The organism is Massilia sp. Root418 (assembly GCF_001425265.1).
Taxonomy (GTDB): Bacteria; Pseudomonadota; Gammaproteobacteria; order Burkholderiales; family Burkholderiaceae_D; genus Rugamonas.
Map to the genome: position 1 here is coordinate 1187759 of NZ_LMEC01000001.1, position 24216 is coordinate 1211974.

The 24216-nt window shown below is 67.5% G+C and carries 12 protein-coding genes; 7 read left to right on the forward strand and 5 right to left on the reverse strand.

Annotation, left to right across the window (positions count from 1 at the left end; translation table 11 throughout):
* Positions 1 to 29 precede the first annotated feature (29 nt).
* Genes paoC through paoA form a run of 3 tightly spaced genes read right to left on the reverse strand, consistent with a single transcriptional unit; the run spans position 30 to position 3850 of the window.
* Entirely contained in the window at positions 30 to 2237 is a 2208-nt protein-coding gene (gene paoC, locus ASC94_RS04985; protein ID WP_056391527.1) for an aldehyde oxidoreductase molybdenum-binding subunit PaoC, read from the reverse strand.
* Between the two features lie 3 nt (positions 2238 to 2240).
* Entirely contained in the window at positions 2241 to 3194 is a 954-nt protein-coding gene (locus tag ASC94_RS04990; RefSeq protein ID WP_056391530.1) for a xanthine dehydrogenase family protein subunit M, read from the reverse strand.
* The gene (gene paoA / locus ASC94_RS04995; protein ID WP_056391533.1) at positions 3191 to 3850 is read right to left on the reverse strand and encodes an aldehyde dehydrogenase iron-sulfur subunit PaoA; all 660 of its coding nucleotides are present in this window, start codon (positions 3848 to 3850) and stop codon (positions 3191 to 3193) included. Before paoA ends, ASC94_RS04990 begins: the two co-directional genes overlap by 4 nt.
* 181 nt (positions 3851 to 4031) lie before the next feature.
* Between paoA and adhP the strand changes: the two genes are divergently transcribed.
* Entirely contained in the window at positions 4032 to 5060 is a 1029-nt protein-coding gene (gene adhP, locus ASC94_RS05000) for an alcohol dehydrogenase AdhP (RefSeq protein ID WP_056391536.1), read from the forward strand.
* 87 nt (positions 5061 to 5147) lie between these two features.
* Here adhP and ASC94_RS05005 read toward each other — a convergent pair whose 3' ends face one another.
* Positions 5148 to 6653, reverse strand: a complete 1506-nt coding sequence (locus ASC94_RS05005) for an efflux transporter outer membrane subunit (protein WP_056392169.1) — start codon at positions 6651 to 6653, stop codon at positions 5148 to 5150.
* A gap of 94 nt (positions 6654 to 6747) precedes the next feature.
* Between ASC94_RS05005 and ASC94_RS05010 the strand changes: the two genes are divergently transcribed.
* The 3 genes from ASC94_RS05010 (at position 6748) to ASC94_RS05020 (ending at position 11725) form a co-directional block, all read left to right on the forward strand.
* On the forward strand, positions 6748 to 7365 hold the full coding sequence (locus tag ASC94_RS05010; RefSeq protein ID WP_056391538.1) for a TetR/AcrR family transcriptional regulator: 618 nt from the start codon (positions 6748 to 6750) through the stop codon (positions 7363 to 7365).
* Between the two features lie 98 nt (positions 7366 to 7463).
* Positions 7464 to 8654: an efflux RND transporter periplasmic adaptor subunit gene (locus ASC94_RS05015; protein WP_082616170.1), complete on the forward strand. Its 1191-nt coding sequence runs from the start codon at positions 7464 to 7466 to the stop codon at positions 8652 to 8654.
* Complete coding sequence (locus tag ASC94_RS05020) at positions 8651 to 11725, forward strand: efflux RND transporter permease subunit (RefSeq protein ID WP_056391541.1); 3075 nt, start codon at positions 8651 to 8653, stop codon at positions 11723 to 11725. Before ASC94_RS05015 ends, ASC94_RS05020 begins: the two co-directional genes overlap by 4 nt.
* A 20-nt stretch (positions 11726 to 11745) precedes the next feature.
* Here ASC94_RS05020 and ASC94_RS05025 read toward each other — a convergent pair whose 3' ends face one another.
* Positions 11746 to 14883, reverse strand: coding sequence for a CHASE domain-containing protein (locus tag ASC94_RS05025; protein ID WP_056391546.1), 3138 nt, complete (start codon positions 14881 to 14883; stop codon positions 11746 to 11748).
* 206 nt (positions 14884 to 15089) lie between these two features.
* On the opposite strand from ASC94_RS05025, the gene ASC94_RS05030 reads away from it, so the two are divergent.
* The 3 genes from ASC94_RS05030 (at position 15090) to ASC94_RS05040 (ending at position 24206) form a co-directional block, all read left to right on the forward strand.
* On the forward strand, positions 15090 to 16817 hold the full coding sequence (locus ASC94_RS05030) for a CehA/McbA family metallohydrolase (protein ID WP_229417165.1): 1728 nt from the start codon (positions 15090 to 15092) through the stop codon (positions 16815 to 16817).
* A gap of 69 nt (positions 16818 to 16886) precedes the next feature.
* On the forward strand, positions 16887 to 18929 hold the full coding sequence (locus ASC94_RS05035; RefSeq protein WP_056391548.1) for a prolyl oligopeptidase family protein: 2043 nt from the start codon (positions 16887 to 16889) through the stop codon (positions 18927 to 18929).
* A 396-nt stretch (positions 18930 to 19325) separates the two neighbouring features.
* The gene (locus tag ASC94_RS05040; protein ID WP_056391553.1) at positions 19326 to 24206 is read left to right on the forward strand and encodes a HAMP domain-containing protein; all 4881 of its coding nucleotides are present in this window, start codon (positions 19326 to 19328) and stop codon (positions 24204 to 24206) included.
* Positions 24207 to 24216 lie beyond the last annotated feature (10 nt).

Sequence of the window (24216 nt, forward strand, 5' to 3'; positions counted from 1 at the left end):
GGAACCGCCATTATCACCCCAGAGCGGCATTAAGTGTAGGCCGGCATCCGCGCCAGCAGCTTGTCCAATGTGATCGGGTAATCCCGCACCCGCACCCCGGTGGCGTTGTAGATGGCATTGGCCACCGCCGCGCCCACCCCGCAGATGCCCAGTTCGCCCACGCCCTTGGCTTTCAGCGGCGAGGAAACCGGGTCGGTTTCGTCCAGGAAGATCACGTCCTGGTGCGGAATGTCGGCGTGCACCGGCACTTCGTAGCCGGCCAGGTCGTGGTTGACGAAGAAGCCGTGGCGCTTGTCCACCACCAGGTGCTCCATCAGCGCCGCGCCCACGCCCATGGTCATGGCGCCGATCACCTGGCTGCGCGCCGACTTGGGGTTGAGAATGCGCCCGGCCGCGCACACGGCCAGCATGCGCCGCACCCGGGTCTCGCCGGTGGCCGCGTCCACGCCCACTTCCACGAAATGCGCGCCGAAGGTCGATTGCTGGAATTCCTTGTCCAGCTTGCCAAACTCGATGGCGTCCTCGGCGGTGATGGGACCGTTCTCGGCCACCTTGGCCAGCGGCGTGGAGCGCCCGCCCGCGCTCACCTGGCCGTCCGCGAACACGGCGTCGGCCGGAAAATCCAGGCGGCGCGCCACTTCCTCGCGCAGCTTGACGCAGGCGGCGTACACGCCGGAAGCCGAGCTGTTGCCGCCCCACTGCCCGCCGGAGCCGGCCGAGACCGGGAAGTCCGAGTCGCCCAGGCGCACCGCCACGCTGGCCAGCGGCACGCCCAGCATTTCGGCGGCGGTCTGCGCGATGATGGTGTAGGTGCCGGTGCCGATGTCGGTCATGTCGGTTTCCACGCTCACGCTGCCGTCGCGCTCCAGCCGCACGCGCGCGGCGGACTTCATCACCAGGTTGTTGCGGAACGCCGCCGCCACCCCCATGCCCACCAGCCAGCGGCCGTCGCGCACGCTGGCCGGCACCGGGTTGCGCGCGTTCCAGCCGAAGCGCTCGGCGCCGCCGCGCAGGCAGTCGATCAGGCGCCGCTGCGAGAACGGGCGGCTGGGCTTTTCGGGATCGACCTTGGTGTCGTTCAGGATGCGGAAGCGCACCGGGTCCATTTGCAGCTTTTCCGCCATCTCGTCGATGGCGATTTCCAGCGCCATCAGGCCGGGCGCCTCGCCGGGCGCGCGCATGGCGTTGCCTTCCGGCAGATCGAGCACGGCCAGGCGGGTTTTCGTCATGCGGTTGGCGCCCGCGTACAGCAGGCGGGTCTGCTGCACCGCCATTTCCGGCTGGCCGTCCGGCAGGTCGCCGGACCAGGATTCATGGCCGATGGCGGTGATCTTGCCGTCGCGCGTGGCGCCGATGCGGATGCGCTGTATGGTGGCGGGGCGGTGGGTGGTGTTGTTCATCATCAGCGGGCGCTGCAGCGCCACCTTCACCGGCCGCCCGGCCGCGCGCGCGCCCAGCGCCGCCAGCAGGGCCTCGCAGCGCAGGAACAGCTTGCCACCGAAACCGCCGCCGATGTAGGGCGACACCAGCCGCACCTGTTCTTTCGGGATGCCCAGCGTCTTGGCGAGGTCGCCCTTGGTCCAGGCGATCATCTGGTTCGCGGTCCAGACCGTCACCCGGTCGCCCTGCCACGCCGCCACCGAGGCGTGCGGCTCCATCATGGCATGCGACTGGTCGGGCGTGCTGTAATGCAGGTCCAGCTTCACCGGCGCCGCCGCGAAGCCGGCCTCGAAGTTGCCGGCCTTGGTATCGGGCGGCGAGTCGGGCTGGTCGGGCTTGGGCTTTTTCGCCTTGTCCTTGGCTTTCGCCAGGTCGTAGGCGCCCTGCTCGCGCTGGTACTTCACCTTCACCAGTTGCGCCGCCGCGCGCGCCTGCTCGAACGTCTCGGCCACCACCAGCGCAATGGCCTGGTGGTAATGCTGGATTTCCGGCCCGCCCAGCAAGGTGGCGGTATTGAACTTGCCCTTGCCCAGCTTGCCCGCGTTGGCTGCGGTAACCACTGCCAGCACGCCGGGCGCGCGCTGCGCGGCGCTGGTGTCCATGGCGGCAATGCGGCCTTTGGCAATGGCCGAGCCGAGCACGTAGCCGTAGGCCGCGTCGGGCGCGGCGCCGTGCTGCTCGTAGGCGTAGGGCGCGGTGCCGCTGGTCTTGAGCGGGCCGTCGATGCGGTCGGTGGCGCGGCCCACCACCTTGAGCTGGTCGATGGGATTGGTGCCTGCTGGAGTGGTGAATTTCATCGCTTAACCTTTCTTCGCGTCGGCCAGCACGGAGGCCAGGGTGCGCTGCACCAGCTGGAGTTTGAAGGCGTTGTCCGGCGTGGTGCGGGCGCCGGCCAGCAGCTGCTCGGCCACGGGGCCCGCGCCGCGCGCCAGGTTCTGCTCGGCGGCCTCGATGCGCCAGGGCTTGTGCGCCACGCCGCCCAGCGCCACCCTGCCGCTGCCGTCCGGCTGGACGATGGCGGCCACCGACACCAGCGCGAAGGCGTACGAGGAACGGTCGCGCACCTTGCGGTACAGATGCTTGCCGCCTACCGGCTTGGGCAGCTTCACGGCGGTGATCAGCTCGCCAGGTTCCAGCACCGTTTCGATGTGCGGCGTATTGCCTGGCAGGCGGTGCAGCGACACGATGGGGATGGTGCGCGCGGCGCCGTCCGGCTTCACGGTCTCCACTTCCGCATCCAGCAGGCGCATGGCCACGGCCATGTCGCTGGGATGGGTGGCGATGCAGGCGTCGCTGCTGCCGAGCACGGCGTGGTGGCGCGTGTAGCCGCCGATGGCCGAGCAGCCGCTGCCCGGCTGGCGCTTGTTGCAGGGCAGGTTGGTATCGTAGAAATAGGGGCAGCGGGTGCGCTGCAGCAGGTTGCCGGCCGTGGTGGCGCGGTTGCGCAGCTGCATCGACGCGCCGGCCAGCAGGGCCCGCGCCAGCACGCCGTAGTCGCGCCGCACGCGCTCGTCGGAAGCCAGGTCGGTGTTGCGCACCAGGGCACCCACCCGCAGGCCGCCGTCCGGCAGGGCCTCGATCCGGTCCAGCGCCAGGCCGTTCACATCGATCAGGTGAGCCGGGGTTTCGATTTCCAGCTTCATCAGGTCCAGCAGATTGGTGCCGCCGGCGATGAAGCGGCTGCCCGGGGCGCGCTGCGCGGCCGCAGCCGCCTCGGCCGGCGATTGCGCGCGCTGATAGGTGAAGGCCCTCATGCCGCCCTCCCCGCTGCGCCGCCGCCGACGTCGGTGATCGCGTCCACGATGTTGGAGTAGGCGCCGCAGCGGCAGATGTTGCCGCTCATGCGCTCGCGGATCTCTTCCACGCTGAGCATGGGACTGGCGGTCAGGTCCGCCGTCACGTGGCTGGGCTTGCCCTGGCTGATCTCCTCCAGCACCGCCACCGCCGAACAGATCTGCCCGGGGGTACAGTAACCGCATTGGTAGCCGTCGTGCCGCACGAACGCGGCCTGCATGGGATGCAGCTTGTCCGGGGTGCCGAGGCCTTCGATGGTGGTGACCTGCGCGCCCTGGTGCATCACCGCCAGGGTGAGGCAGGAGTTGATGCGGCGCCCGTCCAGCAGCACCGTGCAGGCGCCGCACTGGCCGTGGTCGCAGCCCTTCTTGGTGCCGGTCAGGTGCAGGTGCTCGCGCAGCGCATCCAGCAGCGAGGTGCGCACGTCCAGCTCCAGTTCATGCCGCGCGCCGTTCACGGTGAACGCGCACTTCACGGGCGGCAGGCTGGCCGGCGGCGCGGCGCCGTCCTGCGCCTTGGCCAGCGCCACCGGCGGCATGGCCGCCGCCGTGGCCGACAGCGCTCCCGCAATCAGCAGGTCGCGGCGGGAGATTTTAGTGCCAGGCAATTCGTCCATGGTTCGCTTCCTCCGGGGCTGGTGACGCGAACCATTCTAGGGCAAGTAGCGGACACGACCTGCACTGTTGCCCATGGGACTCACTGTGCACGGTACGCCTCGTCACTGGCGTTTTTGATCCACATCAAAGGTTTTTGACGTTTGCGCCGTCACACTCATCCAAATTGGACAGGAGAAAATGATGAGCAAGATGATGAAAGCCGCCGTGGTGCGCGCGTTTAACCAGCCGCTGCAGATCGAGGACGTAGCGGTGCCCACGCCGGGGCCCGGCCAGGTGCTGGTGAAAATCGCGGCCTGCGGCGTGTGCCACACGGACCTGCACGCCGCCTGCGGCGACTGGCCGGTGAAGCCCGATCCGCCCTTCATTCCCGGGCACGAGGGCGTGGGCTACGTGGCCGAGGTGGGCGCGGGCGTGAAGCACGTCAAGGCCGGCGACCGGGTCGGCATCCCGTGGCTGTATTCGGCCTGCGGACATTGCCCGCACTGCCTGGGCGGCTGGGAAACGCTGTGCGAGTCGCAGCAGAACACCGGCTACTCCGTCAACGGCGGCTTTGCCGAATACGCGCTGGCCGACGCCGATTACGTTGGCCACCTGCCCAAAGGCGTTTCCTTTGTCGACATCGCCCCCATCCTGTGCGCCGGCGTGACCGTGTACAAGGGCTTGAAGATGACCGGCACCAAGCCGGGCGACTGGGTGGTCATTTCCGGCATCGGCGGGCTGGGCCACATGGCGGTGCAATATGCCAGGGCCATGGGCTTGAACGTGGCGGCGGTCGATATCGACGAGCGCAAGCTGGCGCTGGCGCGGCGCCTGGGGGCCGCCCTCACCGTCAACGCCGCCAGCGCGGACCCTGCAGCCGTGATCAGGAAGGAGATCGGCGGCGCCCACGGCGTGCTGGTGACGGCGGTCTCGCCCAAGGCCTTTTCGCAGGCCTTGGGCATGGTGCACCGGGGCGGCACGGTGTCGCTGAACGGCCTGCCGCCGGGCGACTTTCCGCTGCCGATCTTCGACATGGTGCTGAATGGCATCACGGTGCGCGGCTCCATCGTCGGCACCCGGCTGGACCTGCAGGAATCGCTGGCGTTCGCCGAGGAGGGCAAGGTCAAGGCGACCGTCTCGACCGACCGGCTGGACAACATCAACCAGGTCTTCAACCGCATGCGCCAGGGCGACATTGAAGGCCGCGTCGTGCTGGACCTGGGCGCGTAGGCCGCCGCTGGGGTGGCGCGGGTGGCAAGGGCGGCGCGGGTGGCACGTGTGGCGCAGGTGGCGCGGGTGGCGCAGCCGGTACGGCGCTTACCGTGCCACGGTCCCGGCCACCGCCGTAGTGAGCGCTGTGGTCACCGCAGCGTGCCGCGCGACGGCTTCCCCATCCAGCCAGCCGCCGCCCAGGGCCTTGAACGCCCCTACCGCCGCGCGCGCGGCTTCGGTCTGCGCCTGCGCCCGCATGTCGGCGGCGCGCAGCAGGCTCTCGTCGGCCTGCAGCACTTCGATCAGGCTGACCGCTCCCTTTTCATACGCCGCGAACGCCGCCGCCCGCGCGCGCCCAAGCGCTTCCTCGCCCCGGCCCAGCACGCCGGCCTGCTGCTCGCGCTTGACCAGGGCCGAGAACGCGTTTTCCACATCCTCGGCGGCGCGCAGCACGGCCTGACGGTACGCCGCCAGGGCCTCGGCCTCCTGCCCTTTGGCCGCGCCGATCTGCGCGTCGATGCGGCCGAAATCGAACAAGCGCCAGCGCAAACCCAGCACGCCGGCGGCCTGGCTGGCGGCGCCGCTGAAGAGATGGCCGCCGGCAAGCGACGTCGCGCTGCCCAGCATGCCGCCCAGCGTCAGCTTCGGGTAATACTCGGCCATCGCCGCGCCGATGCGGGCGTGCGAGGCTGCCAGGCGGCGTTCGGCCACCACCAGGTCGGGCCGGCGCCGCAGCAAATCGCCCGGCGTGCCGCTGGACGCAATCCCCGGCGCGGACGGCAGCGCGCGGGCGGCCAGCAGCTCGGGCCGGTGCGTGCCGGGCGGCTTGCCGAGCATCACGTCCAGCGCGTTCATGGATGCCTCCAGGCCGGTTTCCAGCGCCGGCACCGAAGCCTGCGCCTGGGCCAGCGCCCCCTCGGCCTGCTGCACTTGCAGCTCTGCCGCCAGGCCCTTGCCGTACAGCAGATTGATACGGTCCAGCAGCGCCTGCCGGGTGTGCACTTGCTTGCGGGCGATGTCGAGCCGGCTCTGCAGGCCGCGCAGGCCGAGGTAAATATCGGCCGTCTGCGCCGCCACCGCCAGCCGCACAGCCGCCGCGCCGGCTTGGGCGGCCTGATAGTCCGCCAGCGCCGCTTCCCGGCTCCGCCGCAGCCCGCCGAACAAGTCCAGCTCCCATCCCGCGCTCAGGCTGGCCTCGTAGGCGTTGCCGTAGCGCTCGAAGCCGGGCTGCGCGTTCAGCACCTGCCCCAAGGGCGTTTCCACCGACTGGTAAGCCCGCGCGGCCTGCGCGCCCACGCTGGCCGACGGCAGCAGCGCCGCGTTGGCCGCGCCCAGTCCCGCGCGCGCCTGGGCGACACGGGCGGCCGCCTGCGCCAGATCCAGGTTCTGCGCCAGGGCCAGGGTCACATAGCGGCTGAGCTGAGGATCGCCGAAGGCTTCCCACCACACGGCGCTGTCCGCGCTGGACTGGGCCTGGCGCTGTTCGACAGCGGCCTGTCCCATATAGCGCTGCGGCAGCTCCGCCGCTGGCCGGACGTAATCCGGCCCGGCTGCACAAGCGGACAGCAGGCCGGCGACGGCCAGCAGCAAGGAAGTGTGTTTGATAGGCATGGACATGTTCCGCGCGAAGAGTGGTGATAGAGTGACTATATCATGATTTGGTCACTCGTTGTGCGAATGGCTGACACGCGGTAAGCTGCCAGCCATGAACACAACAACCACCACTCCGGGTTCCACCCGCGGCCCTGCCGACCACGAGGTACGGGCACAAATCGTCACCGCAGCGACGGAACATTTCCGCCTGTACGGCTATGAAAAAACCACCGTGTCCGACCTGGCCAAGGCCATCGGCTTTTCCAAGGCCTATATCTATAAGTTCTTCGATTCCAAGCAGGCGATCGGCGAACTGATCTGTGCCAACTGCCTGCACCAGATCGAGACCGACGTCCGGACGGCCGTCGCCGGTGCCGAACGCGCGCCCGAAAAGCTGCGGCGCATGTTCAAGGCGGTGGTCGACGCCAGCCTCCGGCTGTTTTTCGAAGACCGCAAACTACATGACATCGCAGCGTCCGCCGCAACCGGCAACTGGCAGGCGGTGCGTGCCTTTGAGGAAAACATCAAAGCCGTGCTGCTGGATATCCTGCGGCAGGGCCGCGAGCGCGAGGAATTCGAGCGCAAGACGCCGGTCGATGAAACCGCGAACGCCATCTACCTGGTGATGCGCCCCTACCTGAATCCGCTGCTGCTGCAATGCAGCCTGGACTACGCCGAGGAGGCGCCGGCGCAGCTGTCCAGCCTGGTTTTGCGCAGCCTGTCGCCGTAAAGCGCGCCCGCTTCGCCGCTAAAAACGGAAAGTGACTATTGACTTAATTAGTCACTAGTCTCAAAATGGCGTCCTGTACAGTTTCTTATGGGATAGCCATGCTGCGCCGCCTCGTTCTCGCCACCGTCCTCCCCGCCTTGCCGCTCGCACTGGCCGCCTGCGGCAGTAACACGCCTCCCGATCCCCGTACCGAGGCGCCGCTGGTGCGCGACGCCACCGTCCAGGGCGCCGAAGCTGCCGCGCGCACTTTTACGGGAACGGTCGCCGCGCGCGTGCAAAGCGACCTCGGCTTCCGTGTTTCCGGCAAGGTGCTGGAACGGCTGGCCGACACCGGCCAGGCCGTGAAGCGCGGCCAGGTGTTGATGCGCCTCGACCCGGCCGACCTGAAACTCGCCGCACGCGCCCTGCAGGAAGCCGCTGCCGCCGCGCGCGCACGGGCCGTACAGACGGCGGAGGACGAAGCCCGCTACGGCAGCCTGCGCGGCACCGGCGCCATCTCCGCCTCCGCCTACGACCAGGCCAAGGCTGCCGCCGACGCCGCCCGCGCCCAGCTCAGCGCGGCGGAAGCGCAGGCCGAGGTGGCCCGCAACGCCAGCCGCTACACGGCGCTGGTGGCGGACGCGGACGGCGTGGTGATGGACATACTGGCCGAGCCCGGCCAGGTGGTCAGCGCCGGCCAGCCGGTAGCGCGCCTGGCCCGCGCCGGGCAGCGTGAAGCCGTCATCCAGCTGCCGGAAACCTTGCGCCCGGCCGTCGCCTCGCCAGCGCTGGCCACCCTCTACGGCAAGGAAGAGCTGGCCACGCCGGCCAGGCTCAGGCAGCTATCGGACACGGCGGACAAGCAGACCCGCACGTTTGAAGCACGCTACGTGCTGGAGGGCGAACTGGCCAGGGCGCCGCTGGGCGCCACGGTCACGATCCGCATTCCCGGCTCGGGGAGCGCCGCGCAAGGCGGCATGTCGGTGCCGATCGGCGCCCTGTACGACGCGGGCAAGGGGCCGGGCGTCTGGCTCATCCAGGGCGAGCCGGCCAAGGTGTCGTGGCGGCCGGTGACGGTGCAGCGGCTGGGTGAGGACAACGCGCAGATTACTGGCCGGACTGCCGGGCAGATCAAGCAGGGCGACCGCATCGTCGCGCTGGGCACGCACCTGCTGCGCGAAGGCGAGCGCGTGCGCCTGGCAGGCACGGCGGCCGAACCCGCTGCAGCCGCCGGCCTCGCGCCCGCGCCTGCCCCCACCCCGGTCCCGGCCCCCGCCCCAGCCCTCACTGCCGCCGGAGCGCAGCCATGAGCGCAAGCCGTTTCAACCTGTCGGCGCTTGCCGTGCGCGAGCGCTCCGTCACCCTGTTCCTGATCTGCCTGATTTCGCTGGCCGGCGTGATTGCCTTCTTCAAGCTGGGGCGGGCGGAAGACCCCGCCTTTACCGTCAAGGTGATGACGGTGATTACCGCCTGGCCCGGCGCCACCGCCCAGGAAATGCAGGACCAGGTGGCAGAAAAGCTGGAAAAGCGGCTGCAGGAACTGCGCTGGTACGACCGCAGCGAAACCTACACGCGGCCCGGCCTGGCCTTCACCACCCTCACCCTGCTCGACAGCACGCCGCCTGCCGAGGTGCAGGAGCAGTTCTACCAGGCCCGCAAAAAGGTCGGCGACGAGGCGGCCAATCTGCCGTCCGGCGTGATCGGGCCCATGGTCAACGACGAATACGCCGACGTCACGTTCGCGCTGTTCGCGCTCAAGGCCAGGGGCGAGCCGCAGCGCGTGCTGGCGCGCGACGCGGAATCCCTGCGCCAGCGCCTGCTGCACGTGCCGGGCGTGAAGAAGGTCAACATCATCGGCGAGCAGTCCGAGCGCATCTACGTGGAGTTCGCGCATGAGCGCCTGGCAACGCTGGGCATCGCGCCGCAGGACGTGTTTGCCGCGCTCAACAGCCAGAACGCGCTGACCCCGGCCGGCGCCGTGGAAACCAGGGGCCAGCAAGTCTTCATCCGCCTGGACGGCGCCTTCGACGAATTGCAGAAGATCCGCGACACGCCGGTGCAGGCGCAGGGCCGCAGCGTGAAGCTGTCGGATATCGCCACGGTCCGGCGCGGCTATGAAGACCCGGCCACCTTCATGATACGCAACGGCAGCGAACCAGCCCTGCTGCTCGGCATCGTGATGCGCGACGGCTGGAATGGACTGGACCTGGGCCAGGCGCTGGACCGGGAAGTGGGCGCCATCAACGCCGGCCTGCCGCTGGGCATGGCCCTGAGCAAAGTGACGGACCAGGCGGTGAACATCAGCTCGTCGGTGGACGAGTTCATGGTCAAGTTCTTCGCCGCGCTGCTGGTGGTGATGGTGGTGTGCTTCCTGAGCATGGGCTGGCGCGTGGGCGTGGTGGTGGCCGCTGCCGTGCCGCTGACGCTGGCGGCCGTGTTCATCGTGATGGCGGCCACCGGCAAGAACTTCGACCGCATCACGCTCGGCTCCCTGATCCTGGGGCTGGGACTGCTGGTGGACGACGCCATCATCGCCATCGAAATGATGGTGGTGAAGATGGAGGAAGGCTATAGCCGCATCGCCGCGTCCGCCTACGCGTGGAGCCACACCGCCGCGCCCATGCTCTCGGGCACGCTGGTGACGGCGGTCGGCTTCATGCCGAACGGCTTCGCGCGCTCCACGGCGGGCGAATACACCAGCAATATGTTCTGGATCGTCGGCATCGCGCTGATCGCCTCCTGGGTGGTGGCGGTGGTATTTACGCCCTACCTTGGCGTGAAGCTGCTGCCCGAGCTGAAGCAGGTCGAGGGCGGCCATGAAGCGCTGTACGATACGCCGCGCTACAACCGGTTCCGCCGCGTGCTGGGGCGCGTGATCGCGCGCAAGTGGCTGGTGGCCGGCGCCGTGGCCGGGCTGTTCGCGGCAGCCGTGCTGGGCATGGCGGTGGTGAAGAAGCAATTTTTCCCCATCTCCGACCGGCCCGAGGTACTGGTCGAGGTGCAGATGCCGTACGGCACCGCCATCGCGCAGACCAGCGCCGCCGCGGCGAAAGTCGAGGCCTGGCTGGCCCGACAGAAGGAAGCGCAGATCGTGACCGCCTACGTGGGCCAGGGCGCGCCGCGCTTCTACCTGGCGATGGGGCCGGAGCTGCCGGACCCTTCCTTTGCCAAGATCGTGGTCCGCACCGACAGCCAGGAGCAGCGCGACGCCCTGAAGGCGCGGCTGCGGCAAGCCATCGCGGCAGGCCTGGCGCCGGAGGCCCGGGTGCGCGTGACCCAGCTGGTGTTCGGTCCGTATTCGCCCTACCCGGTGGCCTACCGCGTCAGCGGGCCGGAGCCGGACAAGCTGCGCGCCATCGCGGCCGAAGTGCAGCGCTCGATGGACGCCAGCCCCATGCTGCGCACCGTGAACAGCGATTGGGGCGTGCGCGCCCCCACCCTGCACTTCACCCTGCAGCAGGACCGCTTGCAGGCCGTGGGGCTGACGTCCAGCGCGGTGGCGCAGCAGCTGCAATTCCTGCTGAGCGGCGTGCCGCTGACCACGCTGCGCGAAGACATCCGCACGGTGCAGGTGGTGGCGCGCGCGGCCGGCGCCATCCGGCTCGACCCGGCCCGCATCGCGGACTTCACGCTGGCCGGCGCGGGCGGCCAGCGCATCCCGCTGTCCCAGCTGGGCCAGGTCGAGGTGCGCGCGGAGGAGCCGGTGATGCGCCGGCGCGACCGCGTGCCCACCATCACCGTGCGCGCCGATACCGCCGACGGCCTGCAGCCGCCGGACGTGTCCGCCGCCATCACCGCGCAGCTGCAGCCCATCATGGACAAGCTGCCGGAGGGCTACCGCATTGACCAGGCCGGCTCCATCGAAGAATCGGGCAAGGCCACCACCGCCATGCTGCCGCTGTTCCCCATCATGCTGGCGGTGACGCTGCTCATCATCATCTTCCAGGTGCGGTCGATCTCGGCCATGGTGATGGTCTTCCTCACCAGCCCGCTGGGCCTGATCGGCGTGGTGCCCACCCTGATCCTGTTCCAGCAGCCCTTCGGCATCAACGCGCTGGTGGGCCTGATTGCGCTGTCGGGCATCCTGATGCGCAACACCCTGATCCTGATCGGGCAGATCCGCCACAACGAAGAAGCCGGCATGGCGCCCTTCCAGGCGGTGCTGGAAGCCACCGTGCAGCGCGCCCGGCCGGTGGTGCTGACCGCGCTGGCGGCGATCTTCGCCTTCATTCCGCTCACCCATTCGGTATTCTGGGGCACGCTGGCCTACACACTGATCGGCGGCACCTTCGCCGGCACCGTGCTGACCCTGGTGTTCCTGCCTGCGATGTATGCGATCTGGTTCCGGATCCAGCCGGCGCCCGCCGCAACCGGGCATTGAGGCACGGCGCCGCGTCGCAGCTAGCCCGCTGCGTGCGCCATCAGTTCCTGGGCGATGTGGTCTTTCAGCAGGTCGAGCAGGGGCTGCATCTGGCCGACGATGTGCTGGGCCTGCGCGGGGGCGGCGTCGGGCGGCAGGTGCTCCAGGGCCAGGCACAGCTCGGCGAAACGCATGGCGCCCACGGCGCGGGCCGAGGACTTGATGCGGTGGCCCAGTTCTGCCAGGCGCCTCATGTCGCCTTCCGACATGGCCTGGTTCACTTCGGCCATGCCGTCGCGCGCGGCGTCCAGGAACATCAGCGCGTACTTGCGCATCTTGTCGTGCTTGTTGCCGAACGTTTGCGCCAGCGCGGCGATGTCGAACAGGTCGGCGTCCGCCGCCGGCGCGGCTGCGGAGGCACCCGCCTCCGTCCCGGACGACAGGCCGGACAAGGGCGCGGCGGCCGGTGCGGCAGCGGCATCCAGCGCCGCCGGACTGTCCGGCGGCGGGGTCTCGACGCCGGCCGCAGCCGACACGGCCGGACGGCTGTCCAGGCGCGGCGGCCGCTCGCCCGCCCGCTGCATCATCCAGCGCGACAGCACCGTAAACAGCAAGTTGGGCGCGATCGGCTTGGTGATGAATTCGTCCATGCCGGCCGCGATGCAGCGCGCCTGGTCGTCGCGCCCGGCGTTGGCGGTCATGGCAATTACCAGCGTGCCGGTAAGCTTGGGATGCGAGCGGATCAGGCGCGTGGCTTCATAGCCGTCCATCACCGGCATCTGCACATCCATCAGCACGCAGTCGAAATGCTCCTTGAGCAGCAGGTCGATGGCTTCCTTGCCATTGTTGGCAATGCACACCGTGGCGCCTGCGTCCTCCAGCAATTCCTGGCCTACCTGCTGGCTGAAGATATTGTCTTCCACCAGCAGGATCTTGGCGCCCTGGATGGTGGCCATAACGTCGCTCTGCAACGCGTCGCGGTGGCTCTGCTCCAGGAAATTGGTGCCCTTGGCCAGGCGTGCGGTAAACCAGAAAGTGCTGCCGTGGCCGCGCAGGCTGTCCACGCCGACCGTGCCGCCCATCAGCTCGGCGAGCTGCTTGCTGATCACCAGCCCCAGCCCGGTGCCGCCGTATTTGCGCGTGGTGGACGTGTCGGCCTGGTGGAAGGACTGGAACAGCTTGTCCATCTGCTCCTTGCTCATGCCGATGCCCTGGTCCTGCACCTCGAAGCGCACCACGGTGTGGGTATCGCGGTCTTCCACCGGGCGGGCGCGGATGTAGATCTTGCCGTTTTCCGAGAACTTGATGGCGTTGCTGGTGAAATTGAGCAGCACCTGCTCCAGCCGCAGCGGGTCGCCGCGCAGCTGGTGCGACAGGCCGGGCCAGATTTCGAAGATCAGTTCCAGGTCCTTGCGCGCGGCGCTCTCGCCCAGCTGGCTGGACACATTGCCCAGCAAGGTCTCCAGCGCGAAGTCCAGCACTTCCAGCTCCAGCTTGCCCGCTTCGATCTTGGAAAAGTCCAGGATGTCGTTGATGATGCCCAGCAGGTGCTGGCCGGAGTGGTAGATCTTTTGCAGGTAGTCGCGCTGCTTGGGATGGGTGACCGATTTCAGCGCCAGGTGCGCCATGCCGATGATGCTGTTCATCGGCGTGCGGATCTCGTGGCTCATATTGGACAGGAAGTCGCTCTTGGCCTGGTTGGCGGCCTGCGCCTGCTCCTTCAGGTTGTGCAGCTCGGTGATGTCGGTGGCCAGGCCGATCACGGCCGCCACGTCGCCGTCGATGCGCACCGGCGCCTTCACCGTCCACAGGTGCTGCACGGCGCCATCGCGGCCCACGTAGCGCTCCTCGCCGGCGCGCTTGACGCCGTCCAGGAACACTTCGCGCTCCTCGGCCCAGGCGGCGTCGGCCTGGGCGGCCGGCATCAGTTCGCGGTCGCTCTTGCCGATGATGTCTTCCACCGGCAGGCCCATCGCCTCGGCGGTCTTGGCGTTGGCGTAGATGTAGCGGCGCTGCTGGTCCTTCATGAACACGCGCGCGTCAACGTTGTTGAGCACGCTATCGAGCAGCAGGCGCTGCTCCACGGCGCTGCGGCGCGAGAAGTACATCGTCAGCAGGTAGCTGTAGATCAGCATGGTGAGCGTGAAACCGGTGGCCAGCGCGATCCAGGGGAAATAGGCGTCCAGGCCGGTGTGCATGTCGGCGCGCTTGACGCGGAACAGCGCCTTCCACAGCGTGCCGTTGAAATCGATCGGCAGCACCGTTTCCATGTATTCGTCCGGATTGGCGGGGGCGATCGGCACCGCTTCGATGGAGCCGTTGTCGTTGTACAGCAGGCGGTCGGTCTTTTCGATGGCCAGGCGGCGCTTCTCCACGTCGGTGGAGCTGTCCGCGTAGAGCAGCATGTGCACCTGGCGGATCGCCATCTCGTCGATGGCGCCCTGCACCAGCTTGGCCACTGAAAAGCCGATGCCGACCGAGCCCACGTAGGCGGCGCGGCGGCTGGCCACGTCGTGGATCGGCATACCGCGCTTGTACACCGGCAGCCGCATGCCCAGGCCGATGTGCGGCACCGGCTTTTTCACCAGCACCGGCTGGCCTGAGGCGCTGATCTGGCCGGTGTCGCGCGACAGGTCCATGGCGCGCGCGATGGCCGGGTTGACGCCGATGTCCACGCCGAAGCGCTCCATCACCTTGTCCATCGGCTCCAGGTAGAGCAGCACGGTGTACTGGTCGCGCCGGCCGGGCGGCTTGATGTCGAAATTCGGGTAGCCGCCCGGCGTCAGGCTGCGGTCGTTGCGCACGCTGGCCACGAAGGCGTCGCGCTGGGCGTCGGTTACCGGCACGGCGTAGTTCAGCGCTTCGATGGCGGGGAAATGCTGCGGCAGGTTCAGGCTGGACACGTACTGGTGGAACTGCTCGCGGGTGAGCGCGTCGCTGGTCTGGAACAGCGCCACCAGGGCGCGCACCACGTCCGAATACGATTTGACGCGCGCCGAGATGCTGTATTGCGTGCTGCGCGCCAGGTTGTCGAAACGCTGGCGGTCGTCGTCCTCCACGGCCCGCGCCGCGTTCGAATACAGCACCATGCCGATAGACAAAGCCAGCGACAGCCCTATGCCCCAGAGCACAGTCCTTATATTGATCAGGCCTTTAAGCAGCGTACCCAGTTTTCGCATTCACAGTCACTTCGTGCCAAGTTGTTTTGCATTAGAGCAGCATACTATTAAACACCCTTCTCACCCAGCGTTAACTGACCGAAATTGCCTCCAGCAACAGGCTGACGACAGGCTAGCGACAGGCTAGCGACACGTGAATTAGCACTATGGCAAGCTGGGGAACCAATTTGCCATTTTGCGCTCCAACTGCTGAGCAGGAGGGGATTATGTCCGCTATGTCACGCACGTCCGCCATGGTAGCCGCCGCCGCGCTCGCATGGCATGGCCACGGCCTGGCCGCAGAGCGCGAGCACAATGAATTCGACGCCGTGCTGGAGGCGCCAGCCAGGCTGCCTGGCGCGGGCCCGGCGGCGGGGGCAACGCCGCTGGGCAGGCCGGCGAACGCGGCCACAACCGTACAGGCAACCGTGCCGCTGCGCATGCATTTCACCTTGCCGCCGGCGCTCGGGCGCAAGGTGGTCTGGCGCCTGGCGCTGGTGGATCCTGCCGGCAAGACCGTGCGGCAATGGCGTGGCGCGGCCGCCACGCTGCGCGCGCCTGCCAGCGGCGTGACAGTGGCAGTGCACTGCTGCGCGCCGCCACGGCAAGGGGCGGCCACGGCCGCCAGGCTGGCCGACGGGGTCTACCAGCTGCGCCTGCGCGCCGAAGCCGGCAGCGGCGCCCGGCGCGAAGTGATCGAACAACGCTGGGACATCCCGCTGGGCAGCCCGGCGCCGCTGGCCATGGCCCCTTTCAGCCCGCTTTCCACTGCGCGCGCGCTCCGGCGCAGCAGCACGGGCGGGGCTGCGGCAGCCGGCGACCTGCCCTACACCGTCTATTACGGCAACCTGCACAGCCAGACCAGCCACAGCGACGGCGGCGGCGCGCTCGACCACTGCGAGGGCGCGCAAGAGCCGCAAAGCGCCCCCTTCGGTCCGGAGGACGCTTACGACTACGCACGCCGGCACGGCCTGGATTTCCTCATGACGTCCGAGCACAACCACATGTACGACGGGTCCGACGGCACCAACACCTCGGCCGACCCGGCCCGGGCCACCGGCTTGTACCGCAGCGGCATTTCGGCGGCGGCGGCCTACACCGCAGCGCATCCGGGCTTCCTGGCCATTTACGGCATGGAATGGGGCGTGATCAGCGGCGGCGGCCACCTGAACATCCTGAACAGCCCGGAGCTGCTGGGCTGGGAGCGCAACGCGGGCGGCGCCCTGCTGGCCGACACCGCCACGGCCAAGGGCGATTACGGCGCGCTGTACACGCTGATGCGCGAGCGCGGCTGGCTGGGCCAGTTCAACCACCCGAAGGACAAGCAGTTCAACGCCGGCGGCAGGAGCCTGGGCTACACGGAAGACGGCGACGCCGTCATGGCCCTGTGCGAAGTCATGAACACCAATGCATTTTCCGTCAACACCACGGAGACGGAAAGCCGCCGCAGCAACTATGAAGAGCCCTGCCGGCGCATCCTGGAAGCGGGCTACCACGTGGCCTTTGCCAGCAACCAGGACAACCATTGCGCCAACTGGGGCATGTCCTACCCCAACCGCACGGCGGTGCTGATTCCGCAGGACAGCGCGCTCTCGTCCAGCAACTTCCTGGACGCCATCCGTGCGCGGCGCGTGTTCGCCACCATGGACAAGCAGGCCCAGGTCGTGCTCACTGCGAACGGCCGCCTGATGGGCGAACGCTTCAGCAACAGCGGCCCGCTGACCCTGGAGGTGCGGCACGCCAGCGCCACAGGCAAGCAGGTGGCCGCGCTTGCCATCATCGAAGGCCAGCCGGGCCGGCGCAATTCCACCGCCCCGCTGCCGGGTGCCGCCAGCAGCACCACCATCACGCCCTCGCCCGGCGAGCACTACTACTACGCGCGCATCACCCAGGACGACGGCACCCTGCTCTGGTCCGCCCCGGTCTGGGTCAGCCAGCAGCCCGCGCCACCCTAGCCCGCCAGGCATGTCACAATAAGCGGATGAGCCAACTATCCGGCCCAACAACCGCTGACGGAGACTTGCATGCCTGCTGACCTGAACCCCGCCGCGCCCGGCGCCGCCGATCCCCACCTGTGGCTGGAGGACGTGGCGGGCGAAGCGCCGCTGGCCTGGGTGCGCCGGCAGAACGACGTGGCCACCGCCGAACTGGAAGCTACGCCGCCGTTCGCGGCGCTGCACGCGCGCCTCAAGACCATCCTTAATTCGCAGGACCGCATCCCTTACGTCAGCCTGCACGAAGGCTACTATTACAACTTCTGGCGCGACGCTGTCCACGTGCGCGGCATCTGGCGCCGCACCACGCCCGACCAGTTCCTGCTGGCCGAACCGGCGTGGGACACCGTGCTCGACCTCGACCAGCTGGCCGCCGAGGAAGACGAAAACTGGGTCTGGGCCGGCGCCGACTTCCTGCACCGCGACACGCGCTGCCTGCTGGAACTGTCGCGCGGCGGCGGCGACGCCTGCGTGCTGCGCGAGTTCGACGTGGCCACGCGGACGTTCGTGGACGGCGGCTTCACCCTGCCCGAAGCCAAGACCCGCTCGGCGTGGATCAACCGCGACACGCTGTTCATCGCCACCGATTTCGGCCCCGGCTCCATGACCAGCTCGGGCTACCCGCGCATTGTGAAGGAATGGCGGCGCGGCACGCCGCTGGCGCAGGCGGTCACGGTGTTCGAAGGGGCGCCGGACGACCTGGCCGTGGGCGCGGGCAAGGATTTCACGCCCGGCTACGAGTTCGAGCTGATCTGGCGCTCCATGAGCTTCTATACCAACGAACTCTACCTGCGCGACGGCGCCAGCCTGTCCAAGGTAGACAAGCCGGACGACGCCACCGCCTACACCGTGCGCGACCAGCTCATCATCGAATTGCGCTCGGAATGGACGGTGAACGGGGCGGTCTATCCGCAAGGCGCGCTGCTGGCCGCCGACTTCCGCCGCTACATGCAGGGCGAACGGGAGCTTGCCGTGCTGTTCGTGCCCACGCCCACCAGCTCGCTCGACGGCGTGAGCGCCACGCGCTCGGCGCTGCTGCTCAACGAGCTGGACAACGTGAAGAACCGCATCGTGGAACTGCGCCACGTGGACGGCGCCTGGCAGCGCCGCGTCGTGGACGCGCCGGCCTTCGGCACGCTGGACGCCAGCGCCCTCGACAGCATCGACAGCGACCAGTACTTCCTCTCCGTCACCGACTTCCTCACGCCCACCACGCTGTACCTGGCGCAGGCCGGCAGCGACGAACGGGTGCAGCTGAAATCCCTGCCCGCCTTTTTCGACGCCGCGCCCTGCCGCGTGCAGCAATTCCAGGCCACCTCGCGCGACGGCACGGCCGTGCCCTACTTCGTGGTCAGCGGCAAGGATCTGCCGCCCGGCGCCGAACGGCCGGCCCTGCTGTACGGCTACGGCGGCTTTGAAGTGTCGCTCAAGCCTTTCTACAGCGCGGTGACCGGCTCGGCCTGGCTGGAGCAAGGCGGCATGTACGTGCTGGCCAACATCCGGGGCGGCGGCGAGTTCGGTCCCCGCTGGCACCAGGCGGCATTGAAGGAGCACCGCCAGCGCGCCTTCGACGACTTCATCGCCGTGGCCGAAGACCTGATCGCGCGCGGCCTGAGCAGCCCGCGACGGCTCGGCATCATGGGCGGCAGCAACGGCGGGCTGCTGGTGGGCGCCGTCATGACCCAGCGTCCGGAGCTGTTCAGCGCCGTGGTGTGCCAGGTGCCGCTGCTGGACATGAAGCGCTACCACCAGCTGCTGGCGGGCGCCTCGTGGATGGGCGAATACGGCGACCCGGACGACCCGGTCCAATGGGCCTACCTGGCGCGCTACTCGCCCTACCAGAACGTCCACGCCGGCAAGCGCTACCCGCGCGTGCTGTTCACCACCTCCACCCGCGATGACCGCGTCCACCCCGGCCACGCGCGCAAGATGGCGGCCCTGATGCAGGAACAGGGGCACGACGTGCTGTACTGGGAAAACACCGAAGGCGGCCACGCCGGCGCCGCCAACAACGACCAGCAAGCCAGGATGTGGGCGCTGACCTACGCTTTCCTGCTCAAGCAACTGGGATAGGAGTATGACCAGCCTCAACCCTGCTGGCCGCCGGGAAGTGCATTGTAACGCTGACACGTATCACAATGTCTAACCGCTGTCCGGGGAAAATTCTATCGGCCCGGGCAGCCGTCTAGCCGACCACATCCAACTGAATCCCCCTAGCGCAAGCTGTAGGCTGCGCTGCAGCACTTCAGCCAGCCACCGGTCCGCGCCATGCAGACGGAGCCAAAGGCCTATCGTGCGCGCTGGAAACTCAAAAAGTTTTATCTTGGAAAATAGTTTCCTTTGACATTGCGTTATTGCTAAACTAGTCATTTTTATAGCGTGTTGCTTCTGGCAACATCTGCTTGACTCCGCTATTGAGCGGAGTATCTTTTACGTCCATAGTCCGCCACCTGCCGAGGAATTCCGCCGATGAACAATATGACCGACCTTGCCGAGCAAATGGACATCAAGCTGCTGCTGCAGACCTTGATGGCGCTGAAAAAAGGCGATTTCTCGGTACGCATGCCGTCCGACTGGACCGGCATGCCGGGCAAGATCGCCGATACCATGAATGAAATCATCGAGACCAAGGAAAAAATGGTCAAGGTGGTGACCGAAGTGAGCCGCGTGGTGGGCCGCGAAGGCCGTTTGACGCAGCGCGCGTCCGTGCCCAACGTGGCCGGCGGCTGGCAAACCATCATCAGCTCGGTCAACACCCTGATCGACGACCTGGTGCGTCCCACCACCGAAATGGCGCGCGTGATCGGCGCCGTGGCAAAGGGCGACCTGTCGCAGACCATGGCGCTGGAAGTGGATGGCCACCCGCTGAAAGGCCAGTACCTGCGCGCGGCCACCACCGCCAACACCATGGTGGAGCAGCTGTCCTCCTTCTCGTCGGAAGTGACGCGCGTGGCGCGCGAAGTGGGCACCGAGGGCAAGCTGGGCGGCCAGGCGCAGGTGAAAGGCGTGGCCGGCACATGGAAGGACTTGACCGACTCGGTGAACTCCATGGCGGGTAACCTGACGTCGCAGGTGCGCAACATCGCCGAGGTGACCACGGCCGTGGCCAACGGCGACTTGTCCAAGAAAATCACGGTGGACGTGCGCGGCGAGATCCTGCAGCTGAAGGACACCATCAACGTGATGGTGGACCAGCTGCGCTCCTTCGCCTCGGAAGTGACGCGGGTGGCGCGCGAGGTGGGCACCGAGGGCAAGCTGGGCGGCCAGGCTTATGTGCCCGGCGTGGGCGGCACCTGGAAGGACTTGACCGACAACGTGAACTTCATGGCGTCCAACCTGACCGGCCAGGTGCGTAACATCGCGGCGGTGACCACCGCCGTGGCGAACGGCGACTTGTCCAAGAAGATCACGGTGGACGTGAAGGGCGAGATCCTGGAACTGAAGAACACCATCAACGTGATGGTGGACCAATTATCTTCATTCGCCTCCGAGGTGACCCGCGTGGCGCGCGAGGTGGGCACCGAGGGCAAGCTGGGCGGCCAGGCGCAGGTGAAGGGCGTGGCCGGCACCTGGAAAGACTTGACCGACTCGGTGAACTCCATGGCGGGTAACCTGACCGGCCAGGTGCGCAATATCGCGGACGTGACCACGGCCGTGGCGAACGGCGACTTGTCGAAAAAGATCACGGTGGACGTGAAGGGCGAGATCCTGGAACTGAAAAACACCATTAACGTGATGGTGGACCAATTGAACTCCTTCGCCTCCGAGGTGACACGGGTGGCGCGCGAGGTGGGCACGGAGGGCAAGCTGGGCGGCCAGGCCAACGTGCCCGGCGTGGCCGGCACGTGGAAGGACTTGACCGACGGCGTGAACTCCATGGCGGGTAACCTGACCGGCCAGGTGCGTAACATCGCGGAGGTGACCACCGCCGTGGCCAACGGCGATCTGTCGAAAAAGATCACGGTGGACGTGAAGGGCGAGATCCTGGAACTGAAGAACACCATTAACGTGATGGTGGACCAATTGTCCTCCTTCGCCTCCGAGGTAACACGCGTGGCGCGCGAAGTGGGCACCGAGGGCAAGCTGGGCGGCCAGGCTTACGTGCCCGGCGTGGGCGGCACCTGGAAAGACTTGACCGACAACGTGAATTTCATGGCGTCCAACCTCACGGGCCAGGTGCGTAACATCGCGGCGGTGACCACCGCCGTGGCGCGCGGCGACTTGTCCAAGAAGATCACGGTGGACGTGAAGGGCGAGATCCTGGAACTGAAGGACACCATCAACGTGATGGTGGACCAATTGTCCTCCTTCGCCTCCGAAGTGACGCGGGTGGCGCGCGAGGTGGGCACCGAGGGTAAGCTGGGCGGCCAGGCCAATGTGTCCGGCGTGGCCGGCACCTGGAAGGACTTGACCGAGAACGTGAACCAGCTGGCCGCCAACCTGACCAATCAGGTGCGCGCGATTGCCGAGGTGGCGACCGCCGTGACGCGCGGCGACTTGTCCCGTTCCATCCAGGTGGAAGCGCGCGGCGAGGTGTCCTACCTGAAGGACAACATCAACGAGATGATCCGCAACCTGAAGGAAACCACGCAGAAGAACGCGCAGCAGGACTGGCTGAAGACCAACCTGGCGCGCTTCACCCGCTTGCTGCAAGGCCAGCGCGACTTGCAGGCGGTGACCAAGCTGATTCTGTCCGAGCTGGCGCCGCTGGTGTCGGCGCACCACGGCGTGTTCTACATGATGGACTCGCAGGAGTCCGACGCGCGCCTGCGCATGATCGCCAGCTACGGCTACCGTTCCAGCCGCAAGCTGCCCACCTCCTTCCTGCCGGGCGAAGGCCTGGTGGGCCAGTGCGCACTGGAGAAAGTCAGGATCTGGCTGACCGACGTGCCGCGCGATTACATCGTGGTCAGCTCCGGCCTGGGCGCCGCGCCGCCCACCAATATCGTGGTGCTGCCTATCCTGTTCGAACAGCAGGTGAAGGCGGTGATCGAGATCGCCTCGCTGGACCGCTTCACCGAAACCCACTTGTCCTTCCTGGACCAGCTGATGGAATCGATCGGCGTGGTGCTGAACACCATCGAGGCCAACAGCCGTACCGAATCGCTGCTGACGCAGTCGCAGTCGCTGGCGCAGGAACTGCAGCAGACCAACCAGGAACTGGCCGAGAAGGCGCGCCTGCTTTCCGAGCAGAACATCGAGGTGGAACGCAAGAACCGCGAGGTGGAGCAGGCCAAGCTGGCGCTGGAAGAGAAAGCCACCCAGCTGGCGCTGTCGTCCAAGTACAAGTCCGAGTTCCTGGCCAATATGTCGCACGAGCTGCGCACGCCATTGAATTCGCTGCTGATCCTGGCGCAGCAGCTGGGCGACAACCCGGAGGGCAACCTGTCGGGCAAGCAGGTGGAGTTTGCGAAAACCATCCACGGCTCCGGCTCGGACTTGCTGACGCTGATTAACGACATCCTGGACCTCTCGAAAATCGAGTCCGGCACGGTTACGCTGGACGTGTCCGAATACCGCTTCGCCAATCTGCGCAACTACGTGGACCGCACCTTCCGCCACATGGCAGAAGCCAAGCACCTCGGCTTCACGGTGGAGCTGGCGGACAACCTGCCGACCGCCGTGATGACCGACACCACGCGCCTGCAGCAGGTGCTGAAAAACCTGCTGTCGAACGCCTTCAAGTTCACCAACCACGGCCAGGTATCGCTGGCCATCGGCCTGGTGACCAGCGGCTTCAGCAGCGACCACCCCAACCTGCTGCACGCGGACGCGGTGCTGGCCTTCGCCGTCACCGACACCGGTGTCGGCATCGCCTCCGACAAGCTGCAGCTGATCTTCGAAGCGTTCCAGCAGGCCGACGGCTCCACCGCCCGCAAATACGGCGGCACCGGCCTGGGCCTGTCGATCTCGCGCGAGCTGGCGCGCCTGCTGGGTGGCGAGATCCGGGTGGAATCGGTGGTCGGCAGCGGCTCCACCTTTACCCTGTTCCTGCCTTACAACCGGGCCGGCTTCGTCAACTACGACCTGTCCCGCCAGCCGCCCACCCGCGCCCCGGTGCAGCCGCCCAAGGTGGTGTACGTGCCGCCGGCGCAGGAAGCCGAAGCGCTGGCCGAGCAGGAAAGCGACGTCACGGTGTACTACTCCACCATCGACGACCGCGGCCTGGTGGCCCCGGGCGACCCGTCTGTGCTCATCATCGAGGACGACGAGCGCTTCGCCAAGGTGGTGCTGGACTATGCGCGCGAGAAGAATTTCAAGGGCATCGTCACCCACCAGGGCGACTCGGCGCTGTCGCTGGCGCGCGACTACCTGCCGTCCGCCATCCTGCTCGATATCGACCTGCCGGACATCGACGGCTTCACGGTGCTGGACCGCCTGAAACGCGATCCGAGTACGCGCCACATCCCGGTGCACGTGATGTCCAGCCTGCGCGAGCGCGAGCGCGCACTGCGCCAGGGCGCCATCTCCTACCTGAACAAGCCGGTCAGCAAGGACGCGCTGCACGAGGAATTCACGCGCATCCAGAAGTTCCTGCTGGGCGGCAAACGCAGCCTGCTGGTGGTGGACGACGAGCAGCACCAGCGCGAGGCCATCGTCAACCTGATCGGTGATTCGGACCTGCGCATCGTGGCGGTGGACACCGGCGAGAAGGCGCTGCAGGCGCTGCGCGACAACCACTTCGACTGCATGGTGCTGGACCTGACCCTGCCCGACATCAGCGGCTTCGACCTGCTCGACATCATCGGCAAGGATTCCTCGCTGCGGGACCTGCCCATCGTTATCAACACGGCCAAGGAGCTGGACCGCAAGGAAGTGGCCAAGCTGAAGCGCTACGCCAAGACCATTGTCATCAAGGATGCGCGTTCGCCGGAGCGCCTGCTGGACGAGACGGCGCTGTTCCTGCACCGTTCGCAGGCCAGCCTGCCGGAGCTGCAGCGCCGCATGCTGGAAGAGATCCACGCGGCCGACAGCGGTTTGGCCGGGCGCAAGGTACTGATCGTCGACGATGACTTGCGCAACATCTTCGCCCTGTCCTCGCTGCTGGAGCGCCAGCAGATGCAGGTATCCTTTGCCGAGAACGGGCGCGACGGCATCGAGGTGCTGGAGCGCGATCCCGGTATCGAGATCGTCCTGATGGACATCATGATGCCGGAGATGGACGGCTACGACACCATGCGCGCCATCCGGCGCATACCGAAATTCAAGTCGCTGCCCATCATCACGCTGACCGCGAAAGCCATGAAGGGCGACCGCGACAAGTGCATTGCCGCCGGCGCTTCCGACTACATCACCAAGCCGGTGGACGTGGCGCAGCTGCTGTCGCTGATGCGCGTCTGGCTGCACTGATCGCTGCATT

Coding starts and splice junctions, on each gene's coding strand:
- ASC94_RS05030 (WP_229417165.1), top strand. CDS start 15,090: ATGTCCGCTATGTCACGCACGTCCGCCATGGTAGCCGCCGCCGCGCTC.
- adhP (WP_056391536.1), top strand. CDS start 4,032: ATGAGCAAGATGATGAAAGCCGCCGTGGTGCGCGCGTTTAACCAGCCG.
- ASC94_RS05040 (WP_056391553.1), top strand. CDS start 19,326: ATGAACAATATGACCGACCTTGCCGAGCAAATGGACATCAAGCTGCTG.
- ASC94_RS05005 (WP_056392169.1), bottom strand. CDS start 6,653: ATGCCTATCAAACACACTTCCTTGCTGCTGGCCGTCGCCGGCCTGCTG.
- paoA (WP_056391533.1), bottom strand. CDS start 3,850: ATGGACGAATTGCCTGGCACTAAAATCTCCCGCCGCGACCTGCTGATT.
- ASC94_RS04990 (WP_056391530.1), bottom strand. CDS start 3,194: ATGAGGGCCTTCACCTATCAGCGCGCGCAATCGCCGGCCGAGGCGGCT.
- ASC94_RS05015 (WP_082616170.1), top strand. CDS start 7,464: ATGCTGCGCCGCCTCGTTCTCGCCACCGTCCTCCCCGCCTTGCCGCTC.
- ASC94_RS05020 (WP_056391541.1), top strand. CDS start 8,651: ATGAGCGCAAGCCGTTTCAACCTGTCGGCGCTTGCCGTGCGCGAGCGC.
- paoC (WP_056391527.1), bottom strand. CDS start 2,237: ATGAAATTCACCACTCCAGCAGGCACCAATCCCATCGACCAGCTCAAG.
- ASC94_RS05025 (WP_056391546.1), bottom strand. CDS start 14,883: ATGCGAAAACTGGGTACGCTGCTTAAAGGCCTGATCAATATAAGGACT.
- ASC94_RS05010 (WP_056391538.1), top strand. CDS start 6,748: ATGAACACAACAACCACCACTCCGGGTTCCACCCGCGGCCCTGCCGAC.
- ASC94_RS05035 (WP_056391548.1), top strand. CDS start 16,887: ATGCCTGCTGACCTGAACCCCGCCGCGCCCGGCGCCGCCGATCCCCAC.